This is a genomic window from Brevundimonas naejangsanensis, from assembly GCF_003627995.1.
In the GTDB taxonomy this organism is placed as follows: Bacteria; Pseudomonadota; Alphaproteobacteria; order Caulobacterales; family Caulobacteraceae; genus Brevundimonas; species Brevundimonas naejangsanensis_B.
This window is the reverse complement of sequence record NZ_CP032707.1, coordinates 628,746-645,931: the sequence shown is the minus strand read 5'-3', so window position 1 is coordinate 645,931 and position 17,186 is coordinate 628,746. Positions and strand designations below refer to the sequence as shown.

General features: G+C 68.9%; 17 protein-coding genes and 1 tRNA gene. 6 read left to right on the top strand and 12 right to left on the bottom strand.

Translation table 11 applies throughout. The features are described 5' to 3' along the window. Window positions 1-51 precede the first annotated feature (51 nt). From dapD to argB, 3 genes are read right to left on the bottom strand one after another with little or no spacing between them, the layout of a single operon-like run. Entirely contained in the window at window positions 52-921 is an 870-nt protein-coding gene (gene dapD / locus D8I30_RS03040) for a 2,3,4,5-tetrahydropyridine-2,6-dicarboxylate N-succinyltransferase (RefSeq protein ID WP_121481431.1), read from the bottom strand. Beyond that, window positions 918-1,628, bottom strand: coding sequence for a pyrimidine 5'-nucleotidase (locus tag D8I30_RS03035; protein ID WP_121481430.1), 711 nt, complete (start codon window positions 1,626-1,628; stop codon window positions 918-920). The genes dapD and D8I30_RS03035 overlap by 4 nt, the downstream gene beginning before the upstream one ends. Next, window positions 1,625-2,554 carry an acetylglutamate kinase gene (argB, locus tag D8I30_RS03030; protein WP_025978669.1) on the bottom strand — a complete coding sequence of 310 codons (930 nt, stop codon included), beginning with the start codon at window positions 2,552-2,554 and terminating at the stop codon, window positions 1,625-1,627. The genes D8I30_RS03035 and argB overlap by 4 nt, the downstream gene beginning before the upstream one ends. Before the next feature lie 116 nt (window positions 2,555-2,670). On the opposite strand from argB, the gene D8I30_RS03025 reads away from it, so the two are divergent. The 3 genes from D8I30_RS03025 to D8I30_RS03015 all read left to right on the top strand — a co-directional run bounded on the left by D8I30_RS03025 (window position 2,671) and on the right by D8I30_RS03015 (window position 7,733). Further along, on the top strand, window positions 2,671-4,878 hold the full coding sequence (locus tag D8I30_RS03025; RefSeq protein ID WP_121481429.1) for an AGE family epimerase/isomerase: 2,208 nt from the start codon (window positions 2,671-2,673) through the stop codon (window positions 4,876-4,878). Window positions 4,879-5,049: 171 nt separating this feature from the next. Next, window positions 5,050-6,216, top strand: coding sequence for an outer membrane beta-barrel protein (locus tag D8I30_RS03020; RefSeq protein ID WP_121481428.1), 1,167 nt, complete (start codon window positions 5,050-5,052; stop codon window positions 6,214-6,216). Window positions 6,217-6,416: 200 nt separating this feature from the next. Then, window positions 6,417-7,733: a UDP-glucose dehydrogenase family protein gene (locus D8I30_RS03015; RefSeq protein WP_121481427.1), complete on the top strand. Its 1,317-nt coding sequence runs from the start codon at window positions 6,417-6,419 to the stop codon at window positions 7,731-7,733. 264 nt (window positions 7,734-7,997) lie between these two features. Here the strand turns inward: D8I30_RS03015 and D8I30_RS03010 are convergent, their stop codons facing one another. Continuing rightward, window positions 7,998-8,672 carry an OmpA family protein gene (locus D8I30_RS03010; RefSeq protein ID WP_121481426.1) on the bottom strand — a complete coding sequence of 225 codons (675 nt, stop codon included), beginning with the start codon at window positions 8,670-8,672 and terminating at the stop codon, window positions 7,998-8,000. 192 nt (window positions 8,673-8,864) lie between these two features. On the opposite strand from D8I30_RS03010, the gene D8I30_RS03005 reads away from it, so the two are divergent. Together D8I30_RS03005 and D8I30_RS03000 are read left to right on the top strand one after the other, a co-directional pair. After that, window positions 8,865-9,284, top strand: a complete 420-nt coding sequence (locus D8I30_RS03005) for an Hsp20 family protein (RefSeq protein WP_121481425.1) — start codon at window positions 8,865-8,867, stop codon at window positions 9,282-9,284. A 58-nt stretch (window positions 9,285-9,342) separates the two neighbouring features. Beyond that, entirely contained in the window at window positions 9,343-9,597 is a 255-nt protein-coding gene (locus D8I30_RS03000; protein ID WP_121481424.1) for a DUF1150 family protein, read from the top strand. A gap of 31 nt (window positions 9,598-9,628) precedes the next feature. On the opposite strand, the gene D8I30_RS02995 is transcribed toward D8I30_RS03000, so the two are convergent. From D8I30_RS02995 to D8I30_RS02960, 8 genes are all read right to left on the bottom strand, one after another. Continuing rightward, window positions 9,629-10,093 carry a PTS sugar transporter subunit IIA gene (locus tag D8I30_RS02995; RefSeq protein WP_121483361.1) on the bottom strand — a complete coding sequence of 155 codons (465 nt, stop codon included), beginning with the start codon at window positions 10,091-10,093 and terminating at the stop codon, window positions 9,629-9,631. Window positions 10,094-10,171: 78 nt separating this feature from the next. Beyond that, complete coding sequence (gene hpf / locus D8I30_RS02990) at window positions 10,172-10,819, bottom strand: ribosome hibernation-promoting factor, HPF/YfiA family (RefSeq protein WP_121481423.1); 648 nt, start codon at window positions 10,817-10,819, stop codon at window positions 10,172-10,174. A gap of 73 nt (window positions 10,820-10,892) precedes the next feature. Further along, entirely contained in the window at window positions 10,893-12,422 is a 1,530-nt protein-coding gene (gene rpoN / locus D8I30_RS02985; RefSeq protein WP_121483360.1) for an RNA polymerase factor sigma-54, read from the bottom strand. A gap of 285 nt (window positions 12,423-12,707) precedes the next feature. Further along, on the bottom strand, window positions 12,708-13,505 hold the full coding sequence (gene lptB, locus D8I30_RS02980; RefSeq protein WP_121481422.1) for an LPS export ABC transporter ATP-binding protein: 798 nt from the start codon (window positions 13,503-13,505) through the stop codon (window positions 12,708-12,710). A gap of 6 nt (window positions 13,506-13,511) precedes the next feature. Continuing rightward, window positions 13,512-13,994 (bottom strand): LptA/OstA family protein, encoded by a 483-nt coding sequence (locus tag D8I30_RS02975; protein WP_240387300.1) that lies wholly within the window; start codon window positions 13,992-13,994, stop codon window positions 13,512-13,514. 2 nt (window positions 13,995-13,996) lie between these two features. Then, a complete protein-coding gene (lptC, locus tag D8I30_RS02970) occupies window positions 13,997-14,659 on the bottom strand; it encodes an LPS export ABC transporter periplasmic protein LptC (protein ID WP_121481420.1) in 663 nt (220 codons plus the stop codon). A gap of 8 nt (window positions 14,660-14,667) precedes the next feature. Further along, the gene (locus tag D8I30_RS02965) at window positions 14,668-15,282 is read right to left on the bottom strand and encodes a ribonuclease D (protein WP_121481419.1); all 615 of its coding nucleotides are present in this window, start codon (window positions 15,280-15,282) and stop codon (window positions 14,668-14,670) included. Between the two features lie 156 nt (window positions 15,283-15,438). Beyond that, a tRNA-Leu gene (locus D8I30_RS02960) sits at window positions 15,439-15,525 on the bottom strand. Window positions 15,526-15,784: 259 nt separating this feature from the next. On the opposite strand from D8I30_RS02960, the gene D8I30_RS02955 reads away from it, so the two are divergent. Next, the gene (locus D8I30_RS02955) at window positions 15,785-17,128 is read left to right on the top strand and encodes an NRAMP family divalent metal transporter (RefSeq protein WP_205570740.1); all 1,344 of its coding nucleotides are present in this window, start codon (window positions 15,785-15,787) and stop codon (window positions 17,126-17,128) included. Window positions 17,129-17,186: the final 58 nt, after the last annotated feature.

Below are 17,186 nucleotides of genomic sequence, written 5' to 3'. Positions count from 1 at the left end.
AGCCGCAATTACGGGTGGATCAGCCGCTTTTTGCGGTCACGCTTCGGAAAATCAGTCGCGCAGCAGTTCGTTCACGCCGGTCTTGGCGCGGGTCTGGGCGTCGACGCGCTTGACGATGACAGCGCAGTACAGGCTGGGGCCGCCGTTCGGATCGGGCAGGGCGCCCGGCACCACGACCGAGTAGGCCGGCACCTCGCCGCGGAAGATCTCGCCGGTCGCCCGGTCGACGATCTTGGTCGAGGCCGACAGATAGACGCCCATGGCCAGGACCGCGCCTTCGCGGACGATGACGCCCTCGGCGACCTCGGCGCGGGCGCCGATGAAGCAGCCGTCCTCGATGATGGTCGGGTTGGCCTGCAGCGGCTCCAGCACGCCGCCGATGCCGGCGCCGCCCGACAGGTGGACGTTCTTGCCGATCTGGGCGCACGACCCGACCGTGGCCCAGGCGTCGACCATCGAGCCTTCATCGACATAGGCGCCGATGTTCACAAAGGACGGCATCAGCACCACGTTCTTCCCGACATAAGCCCCGCGACGGACGATGGCGCCGGGCACCGAGCGGAAGCCGGCCGCCTGATAGTCGGCGGCGCTCCAGTCGCCGAACTTGTTGGGCACCTTGTCCCAGAAGGGGCCGACGGCGGCCGCGTGATCGGCCGACAGCGGCAGGGTCGGCGCGTGGCCGGCGCGCATGATGACGTTGTCGTTCAGGCGGAAGGACAACAGCACCGCCTTCTTCAGCCATTGATGCGTGGTCCACACGCCGTCTTCGCCGCGCGAGGCCACGCGCGCCTGGCCGGAATCCAGCAGGGCCAGGGCGGTCTCGACGGCGTCGCGCACCTCGCCGCGCGTGGCCGAGGATACCTCGGCGCGATCTTCCCAGGCGGTCTCGATCACGGATTCCAGATGGGTCAGGTCGGTCATTGCGGATCTCCGTCAAGCATGGCGGCAGCCAGGAAGGGGCCCAGGGAGGCGGCCCGGTGTTGGATGTGGTCGCCCTCGGCGGTGAAGGCCTTGGGCCCGACCAGCACGGTGGTCATGCCGATGGCGTGCGCCGGTTCGAGGTTCTTGGGCGTGTCCTCGAAGAAGCAGGCGGTCGCCGGATCGACGTCGAAGCGCGCCAGCATCTTGTCGAAGGTGCGCGGGTCCGGCTTGGGGATCAGGTCGGCGTCCTCCAGGGCGAAGACGCCGTCGAAGAAGCGCGTCAGCTCCAGCCGCTCCATCACCCGTCGGGCGTGGCCGATCGAGCCGTTGGTGAAGATCAGACGCGGGCCTTGCAGCCGTTCTAGCGCCGCGTGCAGGCCGGGATCGGGCGTCAGCACGTCCAACGGCACGTCATGCACCTCGGCCAGGAAGTCGTGCGGGTCGATCTGATAGTGCAGCATCAGCCCGGCCAGGGAGGTGCCGTAGTCGTGCAGATAACCCTTCTGCACGCTCAAGGCCTCGGCCGACGGCAGGCCCGAGGTGCGCACCACATACTGGTTGATGCGCTGCTCGACCTGCTTAAGGAACTGGCTTTCCGGCGGGTAGAGGGTGTTGTCGAGATCGAACACCCAGGACCGCACGTGGCGCAGGTCGGCGCCGATCTCGGTGGTCGCCGCGAGCGGCCCGCCCGAAGCGTCTGCCGTCACTTCGCCTTCACCAGGGTGCCGGCGCCGTGCTCGGTGAACAGTTCGACCAGCATGGCGTGCGGACGACGCCCGTCCAGGATGACCACGGCCTCGACCCCGGCGCGGACGGCGGCCATGGCCGTCTCCAGCTTGGGGATCATGCCGCCGGTGGCGACGCCGTCGTCGATCAGCCCTTGCGCCTCTTCCAGCGTCATCTGGCGGATGATCTCGCCGTCGGCGCCCTTGACCCCCGGCACGTCCGTCAGCAGCAGCATCCGCTTGGCGTGCAGCGCCCCGGCGACCGCCCCGGCCACGGTGTCGGCGTTGACGTTGTAGGTCAGGCCGTCTTCCGCCACCCCGATGGGGGCGATGACCGGCACCCAGTCCTCGGTCTCCGAGGCGATCAGCCCCTTGATCAGCTTGGGATCGACCTTGGTCGGTTCGCCGACGAAGCCCAGATCGACCTCGTGTTCGATCATGCTGTCAGGGTCGCGCTTGGTGCGCTTGGTCTTCTCGACCGTCAGCAGGCCGGCGTCCTTGCCCGACAGGCCGACGCCGCGCACATCGGCTTCCTTGCCGGCGACAGTGATCCAGTGGGCGATCTCCTTGTTCACGGCGCCGGACAGGACCATTTCGGCCACCGACATGGTGTCCTTGTCCGTCACGCGCAGGCCGTCGACGAAGGCCGATTTCACCCCGGCCTTGTCCAGCATGGCGCTGATCTGCGGCCCGCCGCCATGGACGACCACGGGGTTCACCCCCATCAGCTTCAGCAGCACCACATCGGCGGCGAACTGCCGGGCCACGGCGCTCTCGCCCATGGCGTGGCCGCCGTATTTGATGACCACGGTCTCGCGGTCATACACCTGGATATAGGGCAGGGCCTCGGCGAGCGTCTTCGCCGTCTCCCAGCCGCGTTCCTCGGATTGCCGATCAGTCTCTATCATGGTGCGCGCTCGATAGCGGCGAAGGGCGCGGGAGTCACGGGTCATCGTCTCCGGGCTGAAATCAAGCGAGGGGTAATGCGTCTTCCCTTTCCCGTGAACTGAGCTAAGCAGTCGGGATGAGGCTTTATCCGGTGATTATGTGCGGGGGCGCAGGAACCCGACTTTGGCCCGCATCGCGTCCATCTCGACCTAAGCAGTTTATTCCTCTCGCGGGAAATCGGTCTGTCTTTCAGGAAACGGTGCTGCGCGTGGCGCCGCTGGCGGTGGACGGCGGGCGGATTCTGGTGGTCGGGGGCGTTTCCCACCGGAGGGCGATCCTGGACCAACTGGATGATCTGGGTGTGGAGGCCCAGGTGCTCCTGGAGCCCGAGGCGCGGGATTCGGCCGCCGCCATGGCCGTGGCGGCCGCCTGGACCGAGGCCCATGACGCCGGCGGCGTGAACATCTTCGTGGCGTCCGACCACCATATCCCTGACGGCGAGGAGTTTCGGCGCGCGGTCATGGCGGGGGCGGAGGGCGCCGTCCGCGGCCGGATCGTCACGCTCGGCGTCAAGCCGACCGAGCCTTCCGAAGCCTATGGCTATATTCGCCCCGGCGGCGCGGGGCTGGCGCCGGTGTCGGTGTTCGTCGAAAAGCCCAGTCGCCGGACCGCCGAAAACTACATCCAGAACGGATATCTCTGGAACAGCGGCAATTTCATCGCGTCGGCCAGGGTTTTTCTCTCTGAACTCAGCCATCATGCGCCCGGCGTCGCCGGCGCGGCGCGGGCGGCGATCACGGAGGCGGAGGCCGCGCCGGTCGCCGTTCTGGGCGCGGCGTTTCGACAGGCACCGAAGATTTCCATCGATTACGCCCTGATGGAAAAGACGCGGGTCGCCTCGGTGCTGCCGGTCGACTTTCGGTGGTCCGATCTCGGCGCCTGGGACGCGATCGCCGCGACGGGCGAAGGCGAAATCGGCGGGCACATCTTCGAAGACGCCGAAGGCTGCATGGCGCGGGCGCCGGACGGCATGATCGTGGCCGCCCTGGGCGTGCGCAATCTGGCGATCGTGGCGGAACGCGACGCCGTCCTCGTCTGTGACCTGAAACGCGCGCAGGACGTGAAGAAGGTGGTCGAGCGCATCAGACTGTCCTCGCCCCAGCACGCCGACTTCCCGCTGCGGGACGAGGAAAGCCTGGCCGACGGAGCGGGCCGGTTGCGCGACTGGTTGCGGCTTCGGGCCTTGCCGATCTGGTCGTCGCTCGGCCAGGACGCCGCCGGGGGGTTCGCCGAATTGCTCAGCCTGGAGGGGCGGCGGGTTCCGGCCGAGCGCAGGGCGCGGGTTCAGGCCCGCCAGATCTACGTCTTCGCCCAGGCCGGCCTGATGGGATGGGAGGGGCCGTGGCGGCCCATCGTCGAACATGGCCTCCGCTATCTCGACGCGCGCTTCCTGCGCCCTGACGGGCGAATGCGGACCTTGCTGGCCGACGACGGCGAGGCGGTGGATGACGATGCCACGGTTTACGATCAGGCGTTCTTGCTGTTGGCCTGGGCCACGGCGGTGCGGGCGGGCGTCGCCGACGCCGACCTGGAAGCACCGGCGGCGAGAGTGCGCGACCTGCTGCTGGCCGAGGCGCTGCCCAACGGCGCGATCATCGAGGCTGGGGACCATCCCTATCAGTCCAACGCCCATATGCACCTGCTGGAAGCGGCGCTGGCCTGGGCCGAGGTCAGCGATGATCCGGCCTGGGCGGACTGGGCGCAGCGGTTGTCGTGTCTGGCGCGGCAGGTGTTCATCGACCCCGACAGCGGGCGGCTGCGGGAGTATTTCGATTCGGCCTGGCGTCCTGCGGCGGGCGATGCGGGGCGGCTGATCGAGCCGGGGCATCAGTTTGAATGGGCTTGGCTGCTGGCGCGCCAGGGGGCGTCAAGGAACGACGCCGATGCGCTGAAGGACGCCCGACGCCTGTATGAGCGCGGGCGCGAAGGCCTCGACCTCCGCCACAACGTCGCCGTGGACGCGCTCAACGACGACGGCGGCTTCCGGACGCGTCGCGCTCGGCTGTGGCCGCAGACCGAATGGCTTAAGGCGGCGTTGCTGCTGGCCGAGACGGCGGACCGAGGGCAGCGGGAGGCGCTTCTGGGCGACGCCGCGAAGGCTCAGCGCGCGCTCTGGTTCTATCTCACGCCCGAAGGCTTGTGGCGGGACAAGCGACTGGAGACGGGCCGGTTTATTGACGAGCCCGCCCCGGCGAGTTCGCTTTACCATATCGTGTCAGCGTTCCGTCAGGTCGTCGGCAGCGGCGTTCTTGGAAAGGGCGCGGAATCGGGCGCGTTGCACTGAAGGCGGCATACAAATTTTATTCACACCTTGTAGCTGCCAGGACACGGTGGTGTTGCAACGCACCGTAACGGCTTAGTTTCCGGCTCGACCGGATACGGCAGCGCTGTTATGCAGATGGCAGACGATGCTCCGCGTCGTCCATCTGAAACAGATCTCGGAGGGCCGCATCCCATGCGTGTCAAGAGTTTGATCCTGGCGTCGAGCGCGGCGGTCGCCCTGGCCCTGTCGGCCGGCGCCGCCTCGGCGGAGCCCGATGGCTGGTACGGCGCGATCGACGCCGGCTACCACGTCATTGACGACATCAACACGGAAGCGTCCACCAACGGCGCCAACTGGAACTGGGAAGTGAACGACGGCTGGGCGGCCTTCGCTCGCCTCGGCTACCGTTTCAATCCGAACTGGCGCGTCGAACTCGAAGGCGGCTACCGCTCGGGCGACATCGGCACGGTGCGCGCCGTGTCGGGCGCGCAAGGCCTGTGCAACCTGACGCCGGCCACCGGCCCTTGTCACTCGCCCGATGGCGACATCACGTCCACGACGCTGATGGCCAACGTCATCTATGACTTCGGCTCGCCGGACTGGACCATCCGTCCGTTCGTGGGCCTGGGCGTGGGCGCGAACCGCGTCAACACCGACGTCGTCGGCCGCCTGCGCCAGACCCCGGCCGTCAGCTTCGCCGCTGACGACACCTCGACCAAGTTCGCCGCCCAGGCGATCGCCGGTCTGGCCTGGGCCGTCTCGGACCGCGCCAACATCGACCTGACCTATCGCTACCTGACCGGCGACATGGAGTTCGATACGCGCGTCGCGGGCACGGGCAATGTGCCCTTCGGCATCATGTCGGGCGACTATGACCAGTCGCACACCGTGACCCTGGGCCTGCGCTATGCGTTCGGCGCCGAGCCGGTGGCCCCGCCGCCGCCGCCCCCGCCGCCGCCCCCGCCGCCCCCGCCGCCCCCCCCGCCCCCGCCGCCGCCGCCTCCGCCGCCTCCGGCCAAGCCGGCCGCGCGTCAGTTCGTGGTCTATTTCGACTGGGACCGCTCGGACCTGACGGCGGAAGCCCGCTCGGTGGTGACGCAGGCCGCCAACTACGCCAAGTCGGGCGCTCCGACCCGCGTCCTGGTCGTCGGCTACACCGACACCTCGGGTTCGGCCGCCTACAACCTGGGCCTGTCGAACCGCCGTGCGCGCACCGTGGCTGACGCCCTGGTCGCCCAAGGCGTCAACGGCGGCGTGATCTCGCTGGACGGCAAGGGTGAAACCGCCCTGGCCAAGCCGACGGCCGACGGCGTGCGCGAGCCGCTGAACCGTCGCGCCACCGTCGACATCAACTTCTAGGATCAAGGGGGCCGGTCGTGATCGGCCCCCGAGACCTGAAAGGTTGAAAGACAATAAGGGCGGTCGATCCTGTGCGGATCGGCCGTCCTTTTTCTTTGGCTTTTTCCCTGAGTTTTCTCTGGCCTGCGGCGGACGGCGCGCTGGCGGACCGTCGCCGCCGGGGCTATTGCGGCAGGGACCGTTGTAAAGAGGAGTAGTCCATGCGCGTCGCCATGATCGGAACGGGCTATGTCGGCCTGGTGTCCGGAGCCTGTTTCGCCGACTTCGGCCATACGGTGACCTGCGTCGACAAGGACGCCTCCAAGATCGAGCGCCTGCACCAGAACGTCATGCCCATCTATGAGCCCGGGCTCGACGACCTGGTGGCCAGCAACGTCCGCGACGGGCGGCTGGCCTTCGCCGTCGACGGGGCCGAGGCGATCCGCGCGGCCGACGCCGTCTTCATCGCCGTGGGCACGCCGTCGCGGCGCGGCGACGGCCATGCGGACCTGTCCTACGTCTATGCCGCGGCCGAGGAGATCGCCGACCTGATGGACGGCTTCACCGTCGTGGTGACCAAGTCCACCGTCCCCGTCGGCACGGGCGACGAGATCGAGCGCATCATCCGCGCCCGTCGGCCCGACGCCGATTTCGCCGTCGTCTCCAACCCAGAGTTCCTGCGCGAAGGCGCCGCCATCGGCGACTTCAAGCGCCCCGACCGCGTCGTCGTCGGCACGGACAATGAGCGCGCCCGCGCCGTCATGGCCGAGCTTTATCGGCCGCTGAACCTCAATGAGACGCCGATCATGTTCACCGGACGGCGCACGTCCGAGCTGATCAAATATGCGGCGAACGCCTTCCTGGCCATGAAGATCACCTTCATCAACGAGGTCGCCGATCTGTGCGAGGCGGTCGGCGCCGACGTGCAGCAGGTCGCCCGCGGCATCGGCCTGGACAACCGCATCGGCTCGAAATTCCTCCACGCCGGGCCGGGTTACGGCGGCTCCTGCTTCCCCAAGGACACCCTGGCCCTGGTGCGCACGGCGACCGACGCCGGCTCCCCGCTGAAGCTGATCGAGACCACGGTGGCGATCAACCACGCGCGCAAGAAGGCCATGGCCGACCGCGTCGCCGAGGCCCTGGGCGGCGACCTGAAGGGCAAGACGGTCGCCCTGCTGGGCCTGACGTTCAAGCCCAACACCGACGACATGCGCGACGCCCCCTCGCTGGACGTGGCCCCGGCCCTGATGGCGCGCGGCGCGACGGTCCAGGCCTTCGATCCCGAGGGGATGGAGGAGGCGGCCAAGCTTCTGGACGGCGTGGTCTTCAAGGAGGGGCCCTACGAGGCCCTGGCCGGCGCCGACGTCGCTGTGATCCTGACCGAGTGGAACCAGTTCCGCGCCCTGGACCTGGACCGGATCAAGCTGCTGCTGAAGCAGCCGGTCATGGTCGACCTGCGCAACGTCTATCGTCCGGAGGACATGCGGGCGCGCGGTTTCCGCTACTTCTCCATCGGCCGCCCCCTGGACGCCGCCTAGGAAACGCGGCCTAGAGCTGGAAGAAGAGGGCGCGGCCCGCCGTGATCACCGCAGCGGCGACCGCCACCGCCGACGCCGTGGCGATCCCGACCAGTTTCATCGCCCTGCCCAGGCCGTCGTCGTCCATCCGAATCTCCCCTGGGGACAGGAAGGCGACTGTCGGGCCTTTAAGCAAGGGCGGGGCGGGGAGCGCCCCCGGCCCGGCCCACAAAAAAGGGGCGGCGCCGAGCGGGCCGCCCCTTCTTCGTCTCGCATGACCCGCGATCAGCCCTTGAAGGGGCGGATCAGGATCTCGACGCGGCGGTTCTGGGCCTTGCCCTCGGCCGTGTCGTTGGAGGCGATCGGGTTGCGCGCGCTCATGCCGGCGACATAGAGGCGCTCGCGCATCACGCCCCGCTGGATCAGATAGGAGGCGACCGAGGAGGCGCGGCGTTCCGACAGCGGCTGGTTGATGGCGTCGCCGCCCGAGGAATCGGTGTGGCCCATCACGTCGACCAGCGAGCGGTCATACTCGTTCAGGACCTTGGCCACGTCGTCCAGGACCGGCAGGAAGCGGGTGTCGATCGACGACTGGTTGGTGGCGAAGGTCACGTCGGAGGGCATGCGCAGGATCAGGTTCTCGCCCTGACGCGCCACGCCGACGCCGGTACCCGACAGCTCGGCCTCAAGGGCGCGCTGCTGACGATCCATGTACTGGCCCACGCCCGCGCCGGCCAGGGCGCCGACGCCCGCGCCGATCAGGGCGTTCTTGCGGCCCTGCTCGCCGCTGGAGGTGTTGGTCAGATAGCCCAGCAGGGCGCCGCCCACGGCGCCGGCGATGGCCCCGGTGCCGGTGTTGTTGCGGCGGGGCGTCGAGCTGTAGGGATCGGTGGTGGTGCAGGCTGCGGCCCCCAGCAGGGCGGCGATGCTTAGGCCGACGACGGCGAGCTTGGCGCGCATGGAGAATTCTTTCGAGGGTTGATGATCTGGCGAAAACGCGACCTCTACGGTGGCGGTTCCAACCTGTATGACGCGTGAACGACGTCAGCCGTTGACCGGGGGGCCGCGTCTTCCCATTTCATGGTGCGGCCGGACCTTTCGCCGATTCCGGGAGAGGCCAGACGGCCGAGGTCGCTTCGCAAGTGAGGACCCATGACCGCACGCCCCATGCCGTTCGACAGCCCCTTCCTGCTCGGCTTCGACCATACGCGGGCCCTGATCGACCGGGCCGCCAAGGCGGCGGCCGAGTCCTATCCGCCCTATAACGTCGAACAGCTCGGCGATGCGGCCGTGCGCATCACCCTGGCCGTCGCGGGCTTCACGCCCGAGGAGCTGGCGGTCACCGTCGAAGGGCGGCAGCTGACCATCACCGGCAAGCGCGAGGACGCCGGGCGCGGGGAACAGGCCTTCCTGCACCGTGGCATCGCGGCGCGCGGCTTCGTCCGCAGCTTCGTCCTGGCCGACGGGCTCGAGATCGCGGGCGCGCGGCTGGAGCACGGCCTGCTGCATGTCGATCTGATCCGTCCCGAACAGGAGCGCAGCGTGCGACGCATCCCCATCACGACGGGCTGAGGGCCTGTCGAACCGCCTGGGTTTCCAGGCGTTTAGTCAAGCGTAAGGAGGCGGTCTTATGACGCCCATTATGAATACGAAGGACTTCGCCGATTTCGGCGCCCCGGACCTGGTTTATGTCCGCGCCATCCGCGCCTCCGACGTCCTGGCCGACGCCAGGGTCGAGGCGGCCTCCGATGTCGAGATCGACCCGGATCAGATTCTCTACGCCGTGCACGGCGCCGACGGCGAGCGCCTGGCCGTCATGCTGGATCGGGAAACCGCCTTCGCCGCCGCCGTGGCGCACGATCTGGAGCCGATGTCGGTCCACTAGGCCGCGGGCGCCCGGCCGCGCCTTCAGCCGCTCAGGCGGCCGTCTTCGACACGTCCTTGACGAACAGGGCGCGGATGGCGTCGACCGTCCGCGCCTGACGCAGCTGTTCGCGCAGTTCCGGCGAGCGCAGGGCGCGCGAGACCGCCGCCAGGGCGCGCAGGTGCTCGGCCCCGGCGTCCAGGGGCGCGAAGAGGGCGAACAGCAGGTCCACCGGCCGATCGTCCAGCGACTCATAGGCCACCGGCGTGTCCAGGCGCACGAAGACGGCGCACACCCGGTCCAGGCCCTTGATGCGGGCGTGCGGCACGGCGACGCCCGAGCCCAGGCCGGTCGAGCCCAGGGCTTCGCGTTCCTGCAGAGCCTCGAACGCCTTGTCGGCGTCCATGTCGAAGGCGGCCCCGAAGGCCTCGGCCACGGCGTGCAGGGCCTGACGTTTGGATGACGCCCCGCCCCGCAGGACGATCCCGTCCGACGACAGCAAATCAGCGATGTCCATGCTTACCCCGAAGATCGAACCCGACATTGGCGGAAGGGCGGGGCCTGTTTAGCGCCTTCGCCCTTCCTGAGGAAGGCCTCAGCCGACGCCTTGCGCCGCGCCCTTGGTCGTACGCTGCGGATCGATCCAGCCGACATTGCCGTCCGGGCGGCGATAGACCACGGCCAGGCCGCCGTGGGCGGCGTTGCGGAACATCACCAGCGGATAGCCGGTCATGTCCAGTTCGGCCACGGCCCGACCCACGGTCAGGGTGCGGATTTCGGCCTGGGTCTCGGCGATGACCATGCCGACCGGCGGCGGTTCGCCGGGCAGGCCGGCTTCGCCGAATTCCTCGTCCTCGACCGTGTCGGGGTTGCGGAAGATGGTCAGGGCGGCGACTTCGCGGGCCGCGTCCTCGGTCTTCTCGGGCGAGAGGCCCTTGGGCCCGATATGATGGTCCTTGAGCCGGCGTTTGTAGCGGCGCACCCGCTTCTCCAGCTTGGCCAGGCTGTCGGTGAAGGCCCCGTGGGCGTCGCCGCCGAAACCGGTCGTCACCAGGGATTGTCCCGAGGCCAGGCGCACCCAGCAATCCACGCGAAAGCCATGGCGATCCTTGGACACCACGACTTCGGCGTCCTGGGCGCCGCGGGCGAAATACTTGCCGACCCCCTCTTCGAGTTCCTGGGAGATGCGCGAGCCTAGCGCTTCGCCGACATCCACTTGCTTGCCGCTGACTTGGATCTGCATTCCCCTAGAACGCGACCGACCGGCTTTGGTGTCAATGGCGATCACCGATTTGTGGTGACGCTTGGCCGCGGCGTCAGCCGGCCCGCAGCAGGCGACGGCGCTGGATAGACGAGGGAATTCGCAGGGCCTCGCGATATTTCGCCACGGTGCGCCGGGCGATGTCGATTCCCGCCTCATTGAGGATCTCGACGATGCGGTCGTCGCTCAGCACGTCGCCGTCGCCACCCTCGGCGTCGATCAGCGTCTTGATCCTCTGGCGCACGGCCTCGGCCGAGTGGGCGGCGCCGCCGTCGCTGGACTGGATGGCGGCGGTGAAGAAGAATTTCAGCTCGAACACCCCGCGCGGGGTGGCGATGTATTTGTTCGAGGTCACGCGGCTGACCGTCGATTCGTGCATCTCGATCGCCTCGGCCACCGTCTTCAGCGTCAGGGGCCGCAGGAACTCGACCCCGAAGGCCAGGAAGGCGTCCTGCTGGCGCACGATCTCCGAGGCCACCTTCATGATGGTGCGGGCGCGCTGGTCCAGCGACTTGACCAGCCAGCTGGCCTGGGCGGCGCAGTCGGCGACGAAGGTCTTCTCCGTCTCCGAGCGGGCGCCGGCGGCCACCACGGCGTGATAGCGCTTGTCGACCAGCAGGCGGGGCAGGGTGTCGGCGTTCAGCTCGACCCGCCAGCCGCCGGCCGGGTCGGGGCGCACATGGACGTCGGGCACGACCGTCTGGGCCGGTTCGCCGCCGAAGCCGGCGCCGGGTCGGGGCGTCAGGGCCTTCAGCTCGGCGATCATCTCGGCCAGGTCTTCGGCGTCGACGCCGCAGACCTTGCGCAGGGCCGCCAGGTCGCGCCGCGCCAGCAGCTCCAGATTGTCCAGCAGGGCGTCCATCGCCGGGTCGAAGCGGTTGCGCTCGATCAGCTGCAGCTTGAGGCATTCGGGCGCCGAGCGGGCCATGACGCCGGTCGGCTCGAAGCCGTGGCAGACGGCCAGGACCGCTTCGATGCGCGCCTCGTCGACGCCCAGCCGCTCGGCGATCTCGCCCAGGTCGGCGCGCAGATAGCCGCCCTCGTCCGTGGCGTCGATCAGGGTCAGGGCGATGGCGTGGTCGGCGGGCCCGAACCCGGCCGAGGAGGCCTGGGCCTGAAGATGCTCCCACAGGGTCTCTTCGCGGTGATCGGGGCGCTCGCGCTCCTCGCCGTCGGCCAGGCCGCCCGATCCCGCGCGGGACCAGTCCGAGAGGCCGGGCTGGTCGGTCGCCTGTTCGTCCTGGCGGTCGCTGACGCGCTCGCCGGGGGCGGCGTCGCCGTAGAGGTCGTCGGCGCGCGCGTCCAGGCTCTGGGCGTGGGCGTCCGAACCCTCGACGAAGCGCAGCTCGCCGTCGTCGGCGTTGCTCATGTCGGCAGCGGGGAAGGTGTCGTTGGCGGCCTCGGGGGCGGCCTCAGGCCCCGGCTCGCCCTCGTCGCGCTGCAGCAGGGGATTGCGCTCCAGCTCCCCTTCGACGAAGGCCTCGAGCTCGAGGTTCGACAGTTGCAGCAGCTTGATCGCCTGCTGCAGCTGGGGCGTGATGACCAGCCCCTGCCCCTGTCTGACCTCCAGCCTTTGCCCGATCACGTCCTTCAGCCCCACGGCGGACGTTTGGCCCGCTTCTTGCTGAGACCTTGGACCGCCAGCCGTTAACGCGAGGCGAACGGGCGTTCCGCAGTGACGAGCATCGCTCTTCAAGGCCCTCCCCCTCGATGGGGGAGGGTTGGGAGGGGGTGTGGGCAGGACCGAGAAGATGGAGCGCCTGAGACGCTCGTCTCCCGTGCTCTAGCGGCCGACGACGCGCCTTCACCCCCATCCCCGACCCTTCCCCCATTGAGGGGGAAGGGGGCGTCCCTTACCCGCCACTGGGCCTCAGCCGTACATCTCGCCCAGATAGACGCGGCGCACCTCGGCGTCGGCGACGGCTTCGTCGGCCGTGCCCTCGAACAGGACCGAACCGGCCGAGATGATCGAGACGCGGTCGATGATGTCCAGCGTCTCGCGCACGTTGTGGTCGGTGATCAGCACGCCGATGCCCTGGCCCGACAGATAGCGGATCAGTTGGCGGATGTCGGCGATGGCCAGGGGGTCGATGCCGGCGAAGGGTTCGTCCAGCAGCATGAAACTGGGGCGCGCGGCCAGGGCGCGGGCGATCTCGACGCGGCGCCGCTCGCCGCCCGACAGGCCGGTGGCCGGGGCATGGCGCAGGTGGTCGATGCGCAGCTCCTCCAGCAGGCGGCTGGTCTCGTCGCGCACCCCGGCGGCGGTCTTCTCGTGCAGTTCGACCACGGCCTTGATGTTCTGCTCGACCGTCATGCCGCGGAAGATGGAGGCTTCCTGCGCCAGATAGCCCAGGCCCATGCGCGCGCGCTGGTACATGGGCTGCTGGGTGATGTCCTCGTTGTCCAGCCAGATCGAGCCCCGGTCGGCGGGGATCAGGCCGGTGATCATGTAGAAGCAGGTGGTCTTGCCCGCCCCGTTGGGGCCCAAAAGGCCGCAGACCTCGCCGCGCTGGACGTTCAGGGAGACGTCGCGCACCACCTGGCGCTGGCCGAAGCTGCGGGCGATGTGGTCGACGCGCAGGCCCGTGGGATGCGCGTCCTCGGTCGCCGACGCGGCCTCGGGGGCCGGGGCGTCCCGGTTCAGGGCGGAGAGTTCCTTGCGCGCCACGCGGGCTCAGTTCCCTTGCGGATAGAAGACGCCCTGGACGCGGCCATTGGCGCCGCCGCCCTCGATGCGGGCCGTCTCGGTGCGGACGTTATAGACCAGGCGGCTGCCGGTCAGGACGCTCTTGCCCTGGGTCAGGATGACGTCCCCGGTCACCACGACGTTGCCGTCGTTCAGCGTATAGACGGCGCGGTCGCCGCGCATGCTCTGGTCCGGGGTCACGAAATAGACGTCGCCGGTCGCCTCGATCCGGGTCAGGTCGCCGTTCGTGGTGAAGCCGCGAATGGCGCCGGCCCGCAGCCGGTTGGAGCCTTGCGTCACTTCCGCCCGGCCGCGCAGCGAGAAGCCGTCGGGCGTGTATTCCCCGGCGTCGGCGCCGTACTGGACCGGCTGGCGGCTGGCGTCGAGACGATTCTGGGCCCCCGAGGCGACCGGGAGGGCCAGGGCCGCCAGCAGGGCGGCCCCCGCGATCATCAGCTTGGACTTGGACATGTTCACCTGCCGGATCCGGCGGGATTGATGGTCCCGCGCACCTTGTTTTCGCCCTGGCCGTGGAAGACGACCCTCTGGCCCTGATCATAGATCGCATAAGACGAAGCATCGATGCTTCCAAGGGGGCCGTGGCCCTGGACCCCCTTGTCGCCGGTCACGACGCCCGTCTCGGTGTCGACCACGGCCTCGGGCGTGGTCAGCTGCCAGCCCGAGCCGCCGTCGGAGATCTTCACGTTCGGACCGATGACCACCTTGCGCTCGGTCTCGACATAGGTGCCGCCGTCGGCGCTCAGTTCGGTCGTCTTGCGCCCGCCCAGGTTCAGCCGCAGCAAGGGCCCCACCAGGCGGAAATAGCCGGTCTGCGGATCGCGCACCGCCCCCTTCGCCCCGATGACGAAGGAGCGGCCTTGGGCGTCCTGGCCGTGGAACATGGGGTTGTCGAGGCGGATCTCGCGGCTCTCGCTGGCCTTGCGTTCGACCCCCGACATGACGGTGCGGAACACGGTCCAGGTCAGGGCCCCGCCCGCCAGCATCAGGATGACGATGGGCAGGACGCGCCGATACAGCCGGACCCGCTGGGACCGCGCGCGCCAGCGCGCCCCGGCCTGGGCGACCCGGGCCTCGTCGGCGCGTTTTTGCGCGTCCTGGGCGTCGCGGTCGGCCATGGTCCTCCTCAGGCGTGGGCGAAGATGTCGATCTCGTCCCAACCGGCCAGGTCGAGACGCGAACGCACGGGCAGGAAGTCGAAGCAGGCCTGAGCCAACTCCATGCGGCCCTCGCGGACCAGCATTTCGTTCAGCCGCTCCTTGATGGCGTGCAGATAGAGGACGTCCGAAGCGGCGTAGTCCAGCTGGGCCTGGCTCAGCTCGGCCGAGCCCCAGTCCGAGCTCTGCTGCGCCTTGGACATGTCGACCCCGGCCAACTCCTTGGCCACGTCCTTCAGCCCGTGACGGTCGGTGTAGGTGCGCGCCAGCTTGGAGGCGATCTTGGTGCAATAGACCGGCGCGACCTCGACCCCGAGGTGCAGCTGGAACATGGCGATGTCGAAGCGGCCGAAGTGGAACAGCTTGAGCACCTTCGGATCGGCCAGCAGCCGCTTCAGGTTGGGGCAGTCGTAGGCCGGGCGGTTCAGGCGCACGACGTGGGCGTTGCCGTCGCCGGACGACAGCTGCACCACGCACAGCGGATCGCGGCGGAAGCGCAGGCCCATCGTCTCGGAATCGATCGCCACCTCCGGCCCCAGGTCGAGGTCGTCGGGCAGGTCGCCTTCGTGGAAGTAAACGGTCATGCGCAGAAACTCATTAGTCGGTCAGGCCGTAACATAGACGAACCACGCGCTATCGCTAGGTTCGACCTTCGCCGTCGCGGCCGCAGGGAAGGAAGAAGAGAGGGCCGAAATGACAAACGGCGCCGCATCCGATCGGATACAGCGCCGTCTGAGAAATGGTGCCCAGGAGAGGACTCGAACCTCCACGGCCGTTAAGCCACTGGCACCTGAAGCCAGCGCGTCTACCAATTCCGCCACCTGGGCCCGGTGGGTCGCCCCGCCGAGGCGCGGACTAATAGGGGGGACCCCGGGGGCGGTCAACAGGCTTTTTTCCCTTTTGCGAAAAAACTGCTGAAGCTGGGAAATATCCTCCGCTTTCCGCGTCTTAAGAGGCGTCGAAGGCTGTCGACCGCATAGCGTCGCTCGGCGGACTCGGGTCTCGACGGCGCGGGCGCTTCCATTCCGGCGGTCGGGGCGTAAGCTCGCGGCGGGGATGGTCCCCTGCGACCCAGCCGGTGATCGATTGTCCGACCCGCCGCGCCCGACCCAGGAAGCCGAGGCCGAGGCCGCCGCCCCGGCGCGCCGCCGCGACTGGCTGCGGGTCTTCAAGGTGCTGGGACCGGGCTTGGTCACCGGGGCGGCCGACGACGACCCGTCCGGAATCGCCACCTATTCCCAGACCGGCGCCCAGTTCGGCTACGGCCAGCTATGGACCGCCCTCTACCAGATCCCCCTGCTGCTGGCGGTGCAGGAGGCCTGCGCCCGCATCGGGGCCGTGACGGGGCAGGGGCTGGCCGGGGTCATCAAGCAGCACTATTCGCGCTCGGTCGTGATCGTGACCGTGCTGCTGGTGGTGGCGGCCAACACGATCAACATCGGCGCCGACATCGGGGCGGTGGCCGAGGCGGCGGCCCTGGTCGTCGATCTTCCCGTCTGGCTGCTGGCCGTGGCGACGGCGCTGGCGGTGCTGCTGCTCGAGGTTTTCGTCAGCTACCGGATCTACGCCAAATTCCTCAAATGGCTGGCCCTGGCCCTGCTGGCCTATCCGGCCACGGCCCTGATCATCGATCAGCCCTGGCCCGAGATCCTGTATGCGACCTTCGTGCCGCACATCGAGTTCACGGCGTCCTTCCTCTTCATCATCACCGGCGTCTTCGGCACCTCCATCTCGCCCTATATGTTCTTCTGGCAGGCCTCCCAGGAGGTGGAGGAGGAACTGGACCACGGCGTGCCGTCCGACGAGGCGGGGCGGCCGCGCCTGCCGGAGGGCTATCTGGCGGACATGCGGCTGGACGTGACCCTCGGCATGGTGGCGGCTGAACTGGTGCAGTGGTTCATCATCATGACCACGGCCTCGGTGCTGTTCCGGAACGGGGTCAACGACATCCAGACCGCCGCCGACGCCGCCCGCGCGCTCGAGCCCCTGGTCCAGTCCTTCCCCAACGCCGGACAGGCGGCCAAGCTCATCTTCGCGGCGGGGGTGATCGGCCTGGGGCTGCTGGCGATTCCGGTGCTGGCGGGGTCTGCCGCCTACGCCCTGTCCGAGGCCCTAGGGTGGAAGGAGGGGCTGTCCAACCGCCTGGGCGACGCGCGCGGCTTCTACGGGGTGATCGCCGTCTCGACCCTGATCGGCCTGGGCCTGAACTTCGTCGGCATCAATCCGATGAAGGCGTTGGTGTTCACGGCGGTCTTCAACGGGATCGCGGCCGTGCCCCTGCTGTTCGTGGTGGCGCGGATCAACAGCCGGTCCGACATCCTGGGCGCGGCGCGCGGCGGGCCGTGGTCGCGCCTGTTCGTCTGGCTGACGTTCGGCGTCATGGCCCTGTCGGCGGCGGGGCTGTTCTACACCCTGGCCGCGCAGCGCTGAGATCGCCCCGTGCAGCGCTGAGGCCGCCCCGCGCGGGCGGGACGGCCTTCGCCCTGTC

Bases quoted from the DNA above. Each gene is read 5' to 3' on its own strand.
- argB (WP_025978669.1), bottom strand. From the start codon at position 2,554: ATGATAGAGACTGATCGGCAATCCGAGGAACGCGGCTGGGAGACGGCG.
- D8I30_RS03005 (WP_121481425.1), top strand. From the start codon at position 8,865: ATGACCGCACGCCCCATGCCGTTCGACAGCCCCTTCCTGCTCGGCTTC.
- D8I30_RS02975 (WP_240387300.1), bottom strand. From the start codon at position 13,994: ATGTCCAAGTCCAAGCTGATGATCGCGGGGGCCGCCCTGCTGGCGGCC.
- lptC (WP_121481420.1), bottom strand. From the start codon at position 14,659: ATGGCCGACCGCGACGCCCAGGACGCGCAAAAACGCGCCGACGAGGCC.
- D8I30_RS03015 (WP_121481427.1), top strand. From the start codon at position 6,417: ATGCGCGTCGCCATGATCGGAACGGGCTATGTCGGCCTGGTGTCCGGA.
- dapD (WP_121481431.1), bottom strand. From the start codon at position 921: ATGACCGACCTGACCCATCTGGAATCCGTGATCGAGACCGCCTGGGAA.
- D8I30_RS02995 (WP_121483361.1), bottom strand. From the start codon at position 10,093: ATGGACATCGCTGATTTGCTGTCGTCGGACGGGATCGTCCTGCGGGGC.
- D8I30_RS03000 (WP_121481424.1), top strand. From the start codon at position 9,343: ATGACGCCCATTATGAATACGAAGGACTTCGCCGATTTCGGCGCCCCG.
- hpf (WP_121481423.1), bottom strand. From the start codon at position 10,819: ATGCAGATCCAAGTCAGCGGCAAGCAAGTGGATGTCGGCGAAGCGCTA.
- D8I30_RS02965 (WP_121481419.1), bottom strand. From the start codon at position 15,282: ATGACCGTTTACTTCCACGAAGGCGACCTGCCCGACGACCTCGACCTG.
- D8I30_RS03025 (WP_121481429.1), top strand. From the start codon at position 2,671: ATGAGGCTTTATCCGGTGATTATGTGCGGGGGCGCAGGAACCCGACTT.
- D8I30_RS03010 (WP_121481426.1), bottom strand. From the start codon at position 8,672: ATGCGCGCCAAGCTCGCCGTCGTCGGCCTAAGCATCGCCGCCCTGCTG.
- D8I30_RS03020 (WP_121481428.1), top strand. From the start codon at position 5,050: ATGCGTGTCAAGAGTTTGATCCTGGCGTCGAGCGCGGCGGTCGCCCTG.